Source organism: Aliivibrio salmonicida LFI1238 (assembly GCF_000196495.1).
GTDB classification, from domain to species: domain Bacteria; phylum Pseudomonadota; class Gammaproteobacteria; order Enterobacterales; family Vibrionaceae; genus Aliivibrio; species Aliivibrio salmonicida.
The window spans coordinates 2,861,251-2,875,577 of the sequence record NC_011312.1 but is presented as its reverse complement, the minus strand read 5'-3'; the positions used below and the strand labels follow the sequence as shown (position 1 = coordinate 2,875,577).

12 protein-coding genes and 1 other RNA gene are annotated in these 14,327 nt (G+C 41.3%); 11 read left to right on the top strand and 2 right to left on the bottom strand.

The window, feature by feature from the left end:
• Nucleotide 1: 1 nt before the first annotated feature.
• Both VSAL_RS13915 and VSAL_RS13910 read right to left on the bottom strand, forming a co-directional pair.
• Nucleotides 2-373: a YraN family protein gene (locus VSAL_RS13915; protein ID WP_012551110.1), complete on the bottom strand. Its 372-nt coding sequence runs from the start codon at nt 371-373 to the stop codon at nt 2-4.
• A complete protein-coding gene (locus tag VSAL_RS13910; protein ID WP_012551109.1) occupies nt 354-2,165 on the bottom strand; it encodes a penicillin-binding protein activator in 1,812 nt (603 codons plus the stop codon). The genes VSAL_RS13915 and VSAL_RS13910 overlap by 20 nt, the downstream gene beginning before the upstream one ends.
• A 136-nt stretch (nt 2,166-2,301) precedes the next feature.
• Here VSAL_RS13910 and rsmI point away from each other — a divergent pair, with 136 nt between their 5' ends.
• The 11 genes from rsmI (at nt 2,302) to murG (ending at nt 14,315) form a co-directional block, all read left to right on the top strand.
• The gene (gene rsmI, locus VSAL_RS13905) at nt 2,302-3,165 is read left to right on the top strand and encodes a 16S rRNA (cytidine(1402)-2'-O)-methyltransferase (RefSeq protein ID WP_012551108.1); all 864 of its coding nucleotides are present in this window, start codon (nt 2,302-2,304) and stop codon (nt 3,163-3,165) included.
• Between the two features lie 55 nt (nt 3,166-3,220).
• An RNA gene (gene rnpB, locus VSAL_RS22455) (RNase P RNA component class A) lies at nt 3,221-3,629 on the top strand.
• A gap of 167 nt (nt 3,630-3,796) precedes the next feature.
• Nucleotides 3,797-4,747, top strand: a complete 951-nt coding sequence (gene rsmH, locus VSAL_RS13900; RefSeq protein ID WP_012551107.1) for a 16S rRNA (cytosine(1402)-N(4))-methyltransferase RsmH — start codon at nt 3,797-3,799, stop codon at nt 4,745-4,747.
• Complete coding sequence (gene ftsL / locus VSAL_RS13895) at nt 4,744-5,070, top strand: cell division protein FtsL (protein WP_012551106.1); 327 nt, start codon at nt 4,744-4,746, stop codon at nt 5,068-5,070. Before rsmH ends, ftsL begins: the two co-directional genes overlap by 4 nt.
• Nucleotides 5,067-6,806, top strand: a complete 1,740-nt coding sequence (locus tag VSAL_RS13890; RefSeq protein ID WP_012551105.1) for a peptidoglycan glycosyltransferase FtsI — start codon at nt 5,067-5,069, stop codon at nt 6,804-6,806. Before ftsL ends, VSAL_RS13890 begins: the two co-directional genes overlap by 4 nt.
• Nucleotides 6,807-6,813: 7 nt before the next feature.
• Nucleotides 6,814-8,295 carry a UDP-N-acetylmuramoyl-L-alanyl-D-glutamate--2,6-diaminopimelate ligase gene (gene murE / locus VSAL_RS13885; RefSeq protein WP_012551104.1) on the top strand — a complete coding sequence of 494 codons (1,482 nt, stop codon included), beginning with the start codon at nt 6,814-6,816 and terminating at the stop codon, nt 8,293-8,295.
• Nucleotides 8,292-9,650 (top strand): UDP-N-acetylmuramoyl-tripeptide--D-alanyl-D-alanine ligase, encoded by a 1,359-nt coding sequence (locus VSAL_RS13880; protein ID WP_012551103.1) that lies wholly within the window; start codon nt 8,292-8,294, stop codon nt 9,648-9,650. Before murE ends, VSAL_RS13880 begins: the two co-directional genes overlap by 4 nt.
• Nucleotides 9,650-10,732, top strand: coding sequence for a phospho-N-acetylmuramoyl-pentapeptide-transferase (mraY, locus tag VSAL_RS13875; protein ID WP_012551102.1), 1,083 nt, complete (start codon nt 9,650-9,652; stop codon nt 10,730-10,732). Before VSAL_RS13880 ends, mraY begins: the two co-directional genes overlap by 1 nt.
• Before the next feature lies 1 nt (nt 10,733).
• Nucleotides 10,734-12,062, top strand: a complete 1,329-nt coding sequence (gene murD / locus VSAL_RS13870) for a UDP-N-acetylmuramoyl-L-alanine--D-glutamate ligase (RefSeq protein ID WP_012551101.1) — start codon at nt 10,734-10,736, stop codon at nt 12,060-12,062.
• 2 nt (nt 12,063-12,064) lie between these two features.
• On the top strand, nt 12,065-13,267 hold the full coding sequence (gene ftsW / locus VSAL_RS13865) for a cell division protein FtsW (RefSeq protein WP_012551100.1): 1,203 nt from the start codon (nt 12,065-12,067) through the stop codon (nt 13,265-13,267).
• Nucleotides 13,251-14,315, top strand: a complete 1,065-nt coding sequence (murG, locus tag VSAL_RS13860) for an undecaprenyldiphospho-muramoylpentapeptide beta-N-acetylglucosaminyltransferase (RefSeq protein ID WP_012551099.1) — start codon at nt 13,251-13,253, stop codon at nt 14,313-14,315. Before ftsW ends, murG begins: the two co-directional genes overlap by 17 nt.
• Nucleotides 14,316-14,327: the final 12 nt, after the last annotated feature.

The window sequence follows — 14,327 nt, the reverse complement described above, 5'->3', positions numbered from 1 at the left end:
TTTACCCTTCAACAATTGCATTTTTGATCCAGTTGATGTCCTGACCTTGAGAGTGGATAGCAACTACATCAAATCTAAAAGATGTGTGTTCAACCGAGAGGCCATTTTTCATTAGCCAGAAGAGAGCGGTTCTTTGTAACTTGCGTTGTTTTTGCCATGTTACCATTTCTTGAGCAGAACCGTAATTTGAAGATGCTCGGTATTTTACTTCGACAAAAACGAAAGAATCTCGATCTCGCATAATGAGATCGAGCTCTCCCGTTTTTGAATAAAAATTACGCTCGATGAATGTGAGTTGATGTGTCTCTAAATAGCGCTTTGCCATCAACTCATAATATTCACCTTTAATTCGTTTATTCGGTTTCTTCTCCATGAATAGCCCAACTCATTTTTCGTTGAATCACACATTCTTGGTTAATGCTTAACTCACCGGTTTTACCTTCCATTTGATAATTATCTACCGCTTTCATCTGTGGTAATTCGGTAATTAGTTGGTAAGCATCCATACCAAGTGCGTGAAGTCGAGTTTCACCATTACTGCTGTCAGGCCATAGTTTTTCAAACTGAACATTAAAACTGTGGTTTTCGTTTGTCAGTAGTGGAATGTCACTGAATTCAACACCACGAATTTCAGCTAGCTGTGTTTGACGTCCATTGTTACTGCGTGAACTTGCGTATAATTTAGGCGGTGTAATACCTGGGTTAATCGCCACTTCAATAAATGGTTTTAGTAGCGTTAATTCACCACTGGTTGCAATCATATAGACCGCATCAATATCACGACGACTGCGTGGTTGAGATTCTAAATCAATACCAGCTAAGGCGTTCATTTGGTAAATACGAGCTTGGCTGCTTTCAAGGCCAAATACGCTGTTCACTTTTTGTTGTAGCTGTGCTTTTGAACCAAAGTAACTTGTCGATGGTTTTTGTGACGTTAATTGGAACCATTTATCACTGAATGCTTGATTCAAACGTTCACCCATTCTTCCTTGCGGAGCAAGAAACAGGGGATGTTTGTGACCAAGTTTAAATAAGTGAATGGCTGCTTGCTCTACTTCTTGTTCCGGAGATAGAGTGAAATAGCAGCTGTTTTTATCAACATTAATTTCGCTTGGAATATTAAGCGCGAGTTGCGGAATGTCTGCTGAATTTAAGGTCTGAAACTCTTCAATTTCACTGCGAATTAGCGGGCCAACCACAAATTGAATTTGCTCTTTATCAAGGATAGGAAGAATCTCTGACATTGGGGTTACTTGAGTGTCGATAATTTTTAATGTAGTGAAATCGTCACGTTCTTTATCTTCCATCATGGCATTAATAAAGCCATCGCGTACACGCATACCTTGTGGTCCAAAGCGGCCAGTCAAAGGAAGAAGTAAAGCGACATGCTCTGGACGAACAATATCTAATGCTAATATATCTAATACTTCTTGTGGAGTGTAAGTCGCTGCGGGATGCATTGGATTTGCTTGTAACCAGTCTTTAAATGCTTGCTGCAAACGAACAGGAGAGTGTTTTAGTGTGTCTGAATAGGTTGCTAATTGGACCCAGCCATGAAGAATGTTTTCTTTTTCGTCAAGTTGTATTGCTTGAAGGCTTGCGCTATTTAGTGATGAAATATTCGTCCATACTTGTGACCATAATTGCGCTTTTTGATCTTGAGCTTTAAAAGGTTCTAATTGAATGAGCTCTCTTGCCGCATTCAGATTGTCGCCATTAAATAAATACAGTTCATGACGAAGCTCGTAGTACTCAATCCATTGTGAGTTTTCTAGTTTCCACCAAGCTTCAAAATTTAGTTCTTGCAACGCTTGAGTGTATTTATTTTGTGACTTCAGTTGCTCTGCTTTTATTAACTGAATCTCAGCGATTTGAGCTGGGGATAAATCCATCGTAGCTAAACGCGTAAGTAAATTTTTAGAGAGCTCTGTATTCTGTTCTTGTACCGCGGCCTTCAATGCCATGATAAGTAAGTTAGCTTGTAAGTTACCTTGTTGCTGATCGGCTTTTAGAATATAAGCAGAACTTGTTTCTGATGGCGATTGAGTGATATCAAGACGCTCAGGGGATGTCGGTGAGCTTGAACACGCGGCTAATGTTAGCGCTAAGGCTACAGGAGCAACAAGGCGTGTTACACTGTTCTTTCTAAAGGTCATATTTGCCATGGGTAATATACTGGTCCTACTTAAAAGGGCTGTTTTTACTATGGATGCGAATCACCCGAACAGCTAAAATATTATTTTCATTATAGTGATGTCTACTTATATTCCCTATATTAATCGCAGAAGAGATAGTAAACAAATGACAGATCACAATTTATCTGTGGTAGAGGCTGCAACTTTGTACATTGTACCTACCCCAATCGGTAATTTAGGCGACATAACCCAACGAGCTTTGGATGTTTTAAAATCCGTAGACTTGATTGCGGCTGAAGATACCCGACATACAGGCAGGTTATTGTCTCATTTTGGCATTTCTAGTCAAACGTTTGCATTACATGATCACAATGAACAGCATAAAGCAGACCTTCTAATCAGTAAATTACAAGAAGGTAAATCTATTGCTCTTGTCTCAGATGCGGGAACGCCACTGATCAGTGACCCAGGTTACCACTTAGTAAACCGCTGTCGTCAAGCAAATGTCAATGTTGTCCCATTACCTGGCGCTTGTGCTGTTATTACTGCATTGTCGGCTGCTGGTTTACCTTCTGATCGATTTAGTTTTGAAGGTTTCTTGCCCCCGAAAAGTAAAGGTCGTCGAGATAAATTTGAAGAAATAGCACAAGCAGAACGTACGTGTATTTTTTATGAATCACCACATCGAATTATGGATTCATTAGACGACATGTTGACAGTACTTGGTGCTGACCGACAGGTTGTCTTGGCTCGTGAATTAACAAAAAGATATGAAACCATTTATGGCGCACCACTGGGTGAGTTGATTGAATGGGTTAAAGAAGACGAAAATCGCAAGCGTGGAGAGATGGTTTTACTTATCCATGGCTTTAGAAGTGAAGCGAAAGATGAACTGCCATTTGAAGCAACTCGCTCTGTTTCTATCCTTGTAAAAGAGCTTCCGCTTAAAAAAGCAGCGGCGATGGCGGCTGAAATACACGGAGTGAAGAAAAATGCCCTATACAAATGGGGTTTAGAGCATTTAGATTAAGAGAATCGAGAAAAAGGGTGGTAAGTTATAACTGACTCTTATATCATTCGCTTCAGGAGCTGACTCGGTAATCGCTGCTTCATTCAAGTCCTTAGGGAAACTGGTGAAGGGGAGGAAAGTCCGGGCTCCATAGAGCAGGGTGCCAGGTAACGCCTGGGAGGCGCAAGCCTACGACAAGTGCAGCAGAGAGAAAACCGCCGATGGCTTAATCTTCTTTTATTCTTCGGGATAGGGAAGTAAGCACAGGTAAGGGTGAAAGGGTGCGGTAAGAGCGCACCGGGCGTCTAGTAATAGTGCGTTGCAAGGTAAACTCCACCCGGAGCAAGATCAAATAGGCCCTCACATAGCATTGCTCGTGTTTGGGGGCGGGTAGATTGCTTGAGCCTGTGAGCGATTGCAGGCCTAGACGAATGGTTACCACCGCGCAAGCGGGACAGAACCCGGCTTATATGTCGGCTCCTAACTTAGCCCACCATAAAACTATTTCGGTAGTCTTATGGTGGGCTTTGTGCTTTCTGCTACATTGGTTTAGAATTATCACTAATTTGACACACACCACTGTATTTTTAGTTTACACTTCTAGCTAAAATTCAGTCGCTTATTCTCATTATTACGGTAGTAAATACTCACTATGTCTGAACAATTTCAACACGTATCCGTTCTTCTTCATGAATCTATTGATGGTTTAGCGATTAAACCTGATGGTATCTATATTGATGGTACTTTTGGCCGCGGTGGTCATAGTCGTCAAATTTTATCTCGATTAGGTGAAAACGGACGTTTGTACAGTATTGACCGTGATCCTCAAGCAATTGCTGAAGCGAAAACCATTACGGATCCTAGATTCAACATTATTCATGGACCATTCTCTGGTCTAAAAGGGTATGTCGAAGAGTTAGGTTTAGTGGGACAAATTGATGGTGTTTTACTTGATTTAGGTGTGTCATCACCACAACTTGATGATGCAGACCGTGGTTTTAGCTTCATGAAAGATGGCCCATTAGATATGCGCATGGATCCAACCTCTGGAATGCCGGTATCTCAATGGTTATTGACTGCCGATGTTGAAGATATTACTTGGGTTATTCGTGAGTTTGGCGAAGATAAGCACGCATGGCGAATTGCTAAAGGTATTGTTGCTTACCGTGATAACGAAGAGAATGAGCCGTTAACTCGTACTGGTCAACTCGCTAAATTAATTTCTGATGTTGCGCCTAAGAATTTTAAAGAGAAAAAGCATCCTGCGACTCGTACTTTCCAAGCATTCCGCATTTATATTAATAGTGAATTGGATGAGATTGATACGGCGTTAAATGGCGCTCTTGATGTGTTTGCTGAGGGTGGACGTTTGTCTGTGATTAGTTTTCATTCATTAGAAGATCGCATGGTTAAGCACTTTATTCGTAAAGAAAGCAGAGGTCCGCAAGTCCCTCATGGTATTCCTCTGACTGAAAACCAAATTAAAGCATTAGGCAGTGCAAAAATGAAGCCTATTGGTAAAGCCATTAAACCTACCGTTAATGAAGTTGATGTTAATGTTCGCTCGCGTAGTTCTGTTCTACGTATCGCTGAGCGCTTATGAGCCACAAAGCATCATCACAATCCAGTTTAACTAAAATGATAGGTCTAGACTTAATAGGTGTAGGCCGTTTTCACTCGATCTTATTAATGTTTCTTTTTATCAGTGCTATTGGTGTTGTTCTTATCACTCATAATACTCGTCAAATGGCCGTGAAAAGTGAAAATTTATTACTTGAGAAAGATATTTTAGATGGTGAATGGCGCAATTTGATATTAGAAGAAAGTGCACTCGCAGAGCATAGTCGAGTGCAGTCTCGTTCCATACGCGAATTAGATATGGAAAGACCCTCCCCGGATAAAGAAGTCATAATAAAACTACGATGAAATTACCAAGTAGAAAGACAAATAATAAACGTATAAGCAAAGCGCCACCGACTTTAATTCAGTGGCGCTTTGGCGTTATTGTTTTTTTTGTTTTTCTTGCTTTGGCTATTTTGATTGCTCGTGCGGCTTATATTCAAGTAATAGAACCAGATAACCTTATTAAACAAGGTGATATGCGTTCTATTCGAGTTAAGACAATGCCTTCTGCTCGCGGTATTATTTCAGACCGAAATGATGAGCAACTTGCGGTGAGTGTTCCTGTTGATGCGGTGTGGGCTGATCCTGTCGCGATCTATAAAGCGGGCGGTTTAGTTGAAGTTGATCGTTGGCATGCTCTGGCTGATGTTCTTGGTTTAAAACGTACCGAATTACTCTCCAAAATAGAAAAGAATAAAAAACGCCGTTTTATCTATCTTCAGCGTCAAATTTCCCCTGCGGTTGCTGCTTATATTCGAAAATTAAAACTCGCTGGTATTGGTTTAAAAGCGGAATCTCGTCGGTATTATCCTTCGGGTGAGATCAGTGCTCACGTTATTGGTGTGACGGGGATTGATAGCCACGGCCTTGAAGGTGTGGAGCGAAGCTATGATGGCTGGCTAACTGGTGAACCAGGTCGTCGTACAGTGCGAAAAGATCGTTATGGTCGAGTGGTTGAAAATATTTCGTTAAAAGAGAAACAAGAAGGTAAGCCATTAACGTTAAGTATTGATCAACGTTTACAAGCGATTGCTTATCGTGCGATTAAACAAGCCGTTTCAGACTTTAGAGCCATGTCGGGTTCTGTTGTCATGATTGATATTAAAACGGGTGAAGTATTAGCAATGGTTAATGCCCCGTCTTATAACCCAAATGACAGAAGTCAGTTACAAAACTTTAGAATGCGAAATCGTGTTATTACCGATACGTTAGAGCCAGGCTCAACCGTTAAACCTTTTGTCGTATTAGCGGCGCTTGATAGTGGCACTGCAAACCTAAATACGATTGTGGATACCGGTAATGGCATTATGCGAATTGGTGGAAGTCGAGTTCGTGATAGCTCTAAAGTGGGTAAAGCGAACTTAACTACTATTTTAAAAAAATCGAGTAACATCGGTGTGGCGCACTTGGCGTTAAATATGCCCTTACAAGAACTATTGGCGGAATACAGTGCGGTTGGTTTGGCAGATCCTTCTGGATTAAGTTTGATTGGTGAAGCGACGGGTATATTCCCTGATCGCCGTCGTTGGTCTGATTTTGAAATTGCCACTCTTGCATTTGGTTACGGCCTTTCTGTTACTCCCATTCAGTTAGCTCATGCGTATGCAACATTGGGTGCTTATGGTGAATATCGTCCGCTTTCTATTTTGAAAACGACGGGACCCACTCCGGGTAAACAAGTGGTTAATCGTGAACACGCTAAAGCGGTATTAGCGATGATGGAAACGGTAACTCAACCTGGAGGTACAGCGACTAAAGCGGCCGTTCCTGGATACCGAGTTGCTGCGAAAACAGGGACATCTCGTAAAGCGGTTCGCGGTGGCTACAGTGATGAATATATGACGGTAACCGCGGGTGTTGCTCCGGTAAGTAATCCTCGAATTGCTCTGGTGACGATCGTGAATCAACCGCAAGGCGATGAATATTATGCGGGTCAAGTCGCTGCGCCTATTTTTGGTCAGGTGATGAAAGATGCATTACAAATATTAAATGTAGCCCCAGACGAAAGTACCGTAAAACATATCGATGTATTGAATTAGGAAAAGGATGATGCAGTTATCTGAATTATTGTTGCCTTGGTGTGAATTAAATCAAGTCGTAGAAATATCATCCATGACATTGGACAGTCGTAAAGTAACCACTGGTTGCCTATTTGTTGCGATTAAAGGCCACGCGGTCGATGGCCGACAATTTATCCCTGTTGCGATTAAGCAAGGTGCATCGGCGGTATTGGCTCAAAGTGATGAGGTTAATAAGACGGGAACCATTAGTTTTCTCGATCAGACCCCTATTATTTATCTCGATGCGCTATCGATAAAACTCAGCGCGGTCGCTGGGCGTTTTTATCACGCTGAACAAAGAAAAATGCAGTTGGTTGGCATTACTGGAACCAATGGAAAAACAACCATATCGCAAATTATTGCTCAATGGGCCACATTACTTGGTAAACCAGCTGGAGTCATGGGGACCACGGGCAATGGATTATTAACCGATCTGAAACCTGCGTTAAATACGACGGGTAGCCCAATCGAGATCCAACAGACATTAACGGATCTTGAAAATATAGGGGCAAAGCTAACCGCATTAGAAATATCTTCTCATGGGTTGGTTCAAGGGCGTGTTAATGCCTTGAATTTTGATGCTGCTGTATTCACTAATTTAAGTCGTGATCACTTAGATTATCATGGTGATATGGCAAATTATGCTGAAGCAAAAAAACTGTTGTTTACCTCTCACAGTCCTAAATATTCAATCATTAATGCCGATGATACTGTGGGTGCTTCTTGGTTAAAAGAATTGCCTAATGCTGTCGGGGTATCATTGAACGAAGGTAATCTTTCTTTTCATTCAGGGAAAAAAGTGTTTGCAACTTCTGTCATTTATTCTACGGATGGAATTCAAATATCTCTGAATTCTGATTGGGGAACCGCGGATCTTTCTGTTCCGTTGATCGGTGCGTTTAATGCCAATAATATTTTAGTTGCTTTTGCTACTCTTCTATCGCTTGGTTACGACATAACTGAATTAGCGGACGCCGCTCCTAAATTAACCGCGGTTATTGGACGAATGGAGCTTTTCAGTTCTGAAGGTAATGCGAAAGTGGTTGTGGACTATGCACATACTCCAGATGCTTTAGATAAAGCCTTGCAAGCCCTTCGAGTTCATTGTGAAGGCAAGCTGTGGTGTATATTTGGTTGTGGCGGTGATCGAGATACGGGCAAGCGTCCGATGATGGCTAGTATTGCTGAGCAACAAGCTGATGTGATTATTTTAAGTGATGATAATCCTCGTTCAGAAGATCCAAGCTTGATTACTAAAGACATGTTAGCTGGTTTGAACCAACCAGACATTGCACACGTGATACATCAGCGTTTTGATGCATGCCAGTTTGCTCTCTCTCAAGCAAGTAAGCATGATATTATTTTATTGGCAGGCAAGGGGCATGAAGAATATCAAGTGCTTGCTACAGAAACGATTCATTATTCTGATCGTGAAACTGCGCAGAAATTATTAGGACTATCATCATGATCTTAATGTCATTGAATGAAGTGGCGAACATTTGTCAGGGACGTTTGAATGGGGTAAATACCTCGATTTCAAGCGTGTCGACTGACAGTCGAAATATTGAGGCTCAAGGGCTGTTTGTTGCGCTGATTGGTGAGCGATTTGATGCCCATTCTTTTGTCTCAGTGGCTGAAGAACAAGGTGCGGTTGCTTTACTTGTTTCACATGAGGTTGATTCTTCATTACCTCAAGTGATCGTTAGTGATACGGAAAAAGCGTTTGGGTTACTCGGTCAATATGTTCATCAGCAATGCCATTCCTTTACCATTGCTTTAACTGGCAGTTGTGGCAAAACCACCGTAAAAGAAATGTTAGCGTCTATTTTAAAACGTTCTGGTGAAGTGTTAGCCACTGCGGGTAATTTTAATAATGAAATCGGCGTGCCATTAACGTTGTTACGATCTCAACCAAGTAATGATTTCTCTGTCATTGAACTCGGCGCTAATCATCAAAATGAAATCGCTTATACCACACAACTTGTTCGTCCTGATGTCGCCTTAGTAAATAATATTGCGGCGGCACATTTAGAAGGATTTGGTTCGATAGAGGGGGTTGCGAAGGCAAAAGGTGAAATCTTTGAAGGTCTAAAAGAAAATGCGACGGCTATTTATAATTTAGACAGTAATGGATTGCCTCGCTGGTCTGATTTATTTGAAAACAAAACGGTATTGAGTTTTTCACAAGAAAATAATCAAGCTGACTTTCATGCAAGTAATATAGAGATCAATGGTCTTGGTGCATCTTCATTTACATTGAATACGCCGGTAGGAAGCATTGTGGTTTCACTCACGATTATTGGTAAGCATAATGTATCAAATGCAGTTGCGGCTGCGGCGTTAGCTGTTCAAGCTAACTGTACATTAGCTGATATTCAACAAGGCTTACAATCGCTTGAAAATGTAAAAGGAAGGGTTGCTGTTGAGGTTTTACCTTCTGGTTTGAAAGTGATCGATGATACTTACAATGCCAGCGTTCCTGCGATGAAAGCCGCAGTGGACTTACTCGGTGGCTTTAATGGCAGTCGTTGGCTGGTTTTAGGCAATATGGCTGAGCTTGGTAAAGAAAGCCTTGCACTTCACCGTGAAGTTGGTGAATATGCTGCCCCATATCAATTTGAGCAAGTAATAACGTTTGGTGATGATACCAAGGTGATCAGCGAATTATGCAATGGTCGACACTTTGAGTCTCGTAACGAATTAAATGCCTATTTATTGCAAGAATTACAATTAATTAAACATAATGAGGTTACCGTGCTAGTAAAAGGTGCCAATAGTTCACGTATGAGCGAAGTAGTTTTAGCTCTTAAGGAGTGTCAGTAATGATTATCTGGTTATCTAACTTTCTAGAGCAATATTTCCCATTTTTTCGTTTATTCGAATACCTTAGCTTTCGAGCTATTTTAAGTATTATTACCGCATTATCTATTTCGTTATGGATGGGGCCTAAACTGATTCGATGGTTACAAAATCTTCAAATCGGTCAAGTAGTACGTGATGATGGTCCTGAATCTCATTTCAGTAAGCGCGGTACGCCAACCATGGGCGGTATCATGATATTAACGGCTATTACGGTCACTGTCTTCTTATGGGCAGATCTTACAAATCCTTATGTTTGGGCGGTCATGTTTGTATTGCTAGGCTATGGTGCCGTTGGTTTTGTTGATGACTATCGTAAAGTGGTTCGTAAAAATACGGACGGTTTGATTGCTCGTTGGAAGTACTTCTGGCAATCAGCCATTGCATTAGTGGTTGCGTTTGCTTTATATGCTTATGGTAAAGATACGGCGGCAACACAGCTCGTTGTTCCTTTCTTTAAAGATATAATGCCACAACTTGGTTTAACTTATATTTTGCTAACCTACTTTGTTATTGTCGGTACAAGTAATGCAGTAAACCTAACGGATGGATTGGATGGTTTAGCTATCATGCCAACGGTATTTGTTGCCGCTGGTTTTGCTTTTATTGCATGGGCGACAGGCAACGTACAATTTGCGAATTACTTACATATTCCACATATTCCACAAGCAAGTGAGTTGGTTGTTGTCTGCGCTGCGATTGTCGGTGCTGGATTTGGTTTCTTATGGTTTAACACTTACCCTGCACAAGTATTTATGGGCGATGTTGGTTCATTAGCACTGGGTGGCGCACTAGGTACGATAGCGGTTTTAGTACGTCAAGAATTCCTTTTGGTTATCATGGGTGGTGTATTTGTTGTAGAAACACTTTCTGTAATTCTACAAGTTGGCTCATACAAGCTACGTGGTCAACGTATCTTCCGTATGGCTCCAATTCATCACCATTATGAATTGAAAGGGTGGCCAGAACCGCGTGTAATCGTGCGTTTTTGGATTATCTCTATGTTATTGGTTCTTATTGCATTAGCGACATTGAAGGTACGTTAATATGACTGGTTTTGGTGGTGTAAAAAACGTTGTTGTGGTTGGCTTAGGAATGACAGGGTTATCTGTTGTTAAGCATTTGCTGAGACAACCAGAAGCGTTAATAGTCAAAGTTATTGATACTCGTGAAACGCCACCAGGCCAAGAACAATTGCCTGAACAGGTTGAGTTACATTCTGGTAGTTGGCAACAAGATTGGCTGTTAGACGCCGATCTTATTGTTACTAACCCAGGTATTGCGCTTGCTTCTTCTCAATTACAACCAGCCATTAAAAAGGGCACGCCAGTTGTTGGTGATATTGAATTGTTTGCGTGGGCAGTGACGGCCCCTGTGATTGCAATTACCGGCTCTAATGGCAAAAGTACGGTCACCGATTTAACCGGTGAAATGGCCAATGCTGCAGGGGTTAAAACCGCTGTCGGTGGTAATATCGGCTTTGCTGCGTTAGATCTATTAGAACAAGATGCCGATCTTTATGTACTGGAACTATCCAGTTTTCAACTCGAAACTACATCATCATTAAAGCTAAAAGCCGCCGCATTTTTGAATCTATCTGAAGACCATATGGATAGATACCAAGGTATGGAAGATTATCGTCAAGCTAAGTTGCGTGTATTTGATCATGCCGATGTTTGTATTGTTAATCGTGATGATAAAGAAACTTACCCAGATACAGCAGATAAAACGTTAATTAGTTTTGGGTTTGATACCAGTGATGAGTACGGTTGCATTGAAGAAAATGGTCGGCTGTTTTTAGCTAAAAATAACACACCTATTATTGCTGCCAATGAGCTTGGTCTTGTTGGTAAACACAATATTGCTAACAGCCTTGTTGCTCTTGCTTTACTTGATGCTGCAGGTGTTAATACCAATAAAACATTAGATACGTTGAAGCGTTACAATGGATTAACGCATCGCTGCCAAGTTGTCGCTGAAATGAATGGTGTTCGATGGGTTAACGATTCTAAAGCAACTAATGTGGCGAGTACACTGGCTGCACTTTCTGGTCTTAGTATTGAAGGGAAACTTCATTTGTTGGTTGGTGGTGTTGGTAAAGGGGCTGATTTTTCGGAATTATCGCCAGCATTGAACGAATTGGATTTAATGATGTATTGTTTTGGCGAGGATGGCGTGCAATTTATGCCTTTAGATCCTCGGTCTCGATTATGCCAAACAATGGATGAGGCGATTGAGTTATTATCCCCTGAATTAACATTTGGAGATATGGTAATGCTTTCTCCTGCATGTGCCAGTTTTGATCAATATACTAACTTTATGGCAAGAGGCGATGCATTTACAGCATTAGCTAAACACTATTCAACTGAGAAATAATTTTGGTTATTGAGCGAATTAAGCACTTAGCTTCTCCATTACAAGATTGGGTATTTACCCCATCACCTAAGGTTATGTTTGATCGTCAATTGATCTGGATTGCCTTGGGTTTGATGTTAACGGGTTTAGTGATGGTTGCTTCTGCTTCTTTTCCTATCAGTACTCGTCTGACTGGTCAGCCTTTTCATTTTATGATGCGACATATGTTATTTGTGTTTTTAGCATTAAGCATCTCCTCGATTGTTTTACGTATAGAATTGAATAAATGGCTTAAGTACAGCAGCCATTTATTGTTAATTTCTCTTTTACTCCTTGCGGCTGTTCTTGTTGTGGGAAAATCTGTAAATGGTGCCGCTCGTTGGTTACCTTTAGGTATTTTTAATCTACAACCAGCGGAAGTCGCAAAACTGTCTTTATTTGTTTTTATCGCTGGGTATTTAGTTCGACGTCATGGTGAGGTTAGAGACAGTTTTCGTGGGTTTGTTAAGCCTTTATTAGTCTTAATCACGTTGGCTTTTTTCCTTCTAATGCAGCCCGATTTAGGGACAACTGTTGTGATGTTTGTCACTACGATTGCGATGTTGTTTATTGCTGGGGCGAAACTTTGGCAATTTATTGCGTTAGTGATGGGCGGAATTTCGTTAGTTATCGTTCTTATTCTTGCTGAACCTTATCGTATGCGCCGAGTTACTTCTTTTCTTGACCCGTGGCAAGATCCGTTTGGTAGTGGTTACCAATTGACGCAATCTTTGATGGCGTTTGGACGAGGTAGCTGGTTTGGTGAAGGATTAGGTAATTCGATTCAAAAGTTGGAATATTTACCAGAAGCTCATACTGACTTTGTATTTGCGGTTATCGCCGAAGAGCTCGGTTTTGTTGGTGTGTGTTTGGTGTTGTGTTTGATTTTTGCACTCGTATTTAAAGCGCTTTTAATTGGTCGGAAATGTCTTGCACATGACCAACGATTTGGTGGTTTCTTAGCGTTTGGTATTGGTATTTGGTTTGCGTTCCAAACGTTAGTTAATGTTGGTGCTGCTGCGGGTATTGTCCCGACAAAAGGTCTTACATTGCCATTGATCAGTTATGGCGGTTCAAGTTTAATTATTATGTCTGTTGCGGTGTCTTTACTTATTCGTATTGATCATGAGTGTCGTGTTTATCTCGCAAACGAGCCACCTCGGAGTGAAAATGAAGAACAAAAATAAACGTTTATTAGTGATGGCTGGTGGAACGGGCGGACATGTGTTTCCTGGATTGGCTGTTGCAAAACAATTACAAAGTGAAGGGTGGGAAATCCGCTGGCTTGGAACAGAAGATCGAATGGAAGCTGATCTCGTACCAAAACACGGTATTGAAATCGATTTCATTAAAGTGAAAGGATTACGCGGGCAAGGGCTTAAAAAACTATTAATCGCTCCTTTTCAAATTATTGGTGCTATTTTACAAGCAAAAAAACACATTCAAGCATGGCAGCCCGATGTCGTTTTAGGCATGGGGGGCTATGTGAGTGGTCCTGGTGGCATTGCGGCGTGGTTATCTGGTATTCCGGTTGTATTGCATGAACAAAATGCTGTTGCTGGCTTAACCAATCAGTGGTTATCTAAAATTGCTAAACGGGTATTTCAAGCATTTCCGGGTGCTTTTCCAAATGCCGACGTTGTAGGTAATCCAGTAAGAGAAGATGTATGTCAACTGCCTCATCCAAGCGAACGATTTGCAGAGCGTAACGGACCTATTCGCGTATTAATCATGGGTGGCAGTCAAGGTGCCCGTATTCTTAATGCGACATTGCCAGAAGTATTGCCAAAACTGAATCACTCTGTTGAAATTTGGCATCAAGCAGGTAAAGGCAATCAAGAAACCGTTAATAATGCCTATAAAGACAATGGGATTACTGACGCGAAGGTGACTGAGTTTATTGATGATGTTGCTGCGGCTTATGCATGGGCTGATGTATTGGTGTGTCGCTCTGGTGCGTTAACGGTATCCGAAGTGTCAGCGGCAGGTGTCGGCTCTGTATTTATTCCCTTTATGCACAAAGATCGCCAGCAAGCATTGAACGCAGATCACCTTGTACAGTGTGGCGCAGCGAAAATGATAGAACAACAAGATTTAACAGTTCAGAGTTTGGTTGATACACTGAACGGTTTAGAGCGACCTAAGTTATTAGAAATGGCATGTAATGCCCGTAATGCAGCTATTATTGATGCAGATGTACGTGTTGCCACTGCGATTAAAAGCCTCGCTAAATAAAAGAATTGAGAT

What these genes read in the sequence shown, in the direction of transcription:
- VSAL_RS13910 (WP_012551109.1), bottom strand. Translation starts at nt 2,165, where the DNA reads ATGGCAAATATGACCTTTAGAAAGAACAGTGTAACACGCCTTGTTGCT.
- VSAL_RS13890 (WP_012551105.1), top strand. Translation starts at nt 5,067, where the DNA reads ATGAAATTACCAAGTAGAAAGACAAATAATAAACGTATAAGCAAAGCG.
- murE (WP_012551104.1), top strand. Translation starts at nt 6,814, where the DNA reads ATGATGCAGTTATCTGAATTATTGTTGCCTTGGTGTGAATTAAATCAA.
- rsmI (WP_012551108.1), top strand. Translation starts at nt 2,302, where the DNA reads ATGACAGATCACAATTTATCTGTGGTAGAGGCTGCAACTTTGTACATT.
- ftsL (WP_012551106.1), top strand. Translation starts at nt 4,744, where the DNA reads ATGAGCCACAAAGCATCATCACAATCCAGTTTAACTAAAATGATAGGT.
- murD (WP_012551101.1), top strand. Translation starts at nt 10,734, where the DNA reads ATGACTGGTTTTGGTGGTGTAAAAAACGTTGTTGTGGTTGGCTTAGGA.
- murG (WP_012551099.1), top strand. Translation starts at nt 13,251, where the DNA reads ATGAAGAACAAAAATAAACGTTTATTAGTGATGGCTGGTGGAACGGGC.
- rsmH (WP_012551107.1), top strand. Translation starts at nt 3,797, where the DNA reads ATGTCTGAACAATTTCAACACGTATCCGTTCTTCTTCATGAATCTATT.
- VSAL_RS13915 (WP_012551110.1), bottom strand. Translation starts at nt 373, where the DNA reads ATGGAGAAGAAACCGAATAAACGAATTAAAGGTGAATATTATGAGTTG.
- VSAL_RS13880 (WP_012551103.1), top strand. Translation starts at nt 8,292, where the DNA reads ATGATCTTAATGTCATTGAATGAAGTGGCGAACATTTGTCAGGGACGT.
- mraY (WP_012551102.1), top strand. Translation starts at nt 9,650, where the DNA reads ATGATTATCTGGTTATCTAACTTTCTAGAGCAATATTTCCCATTTTTT.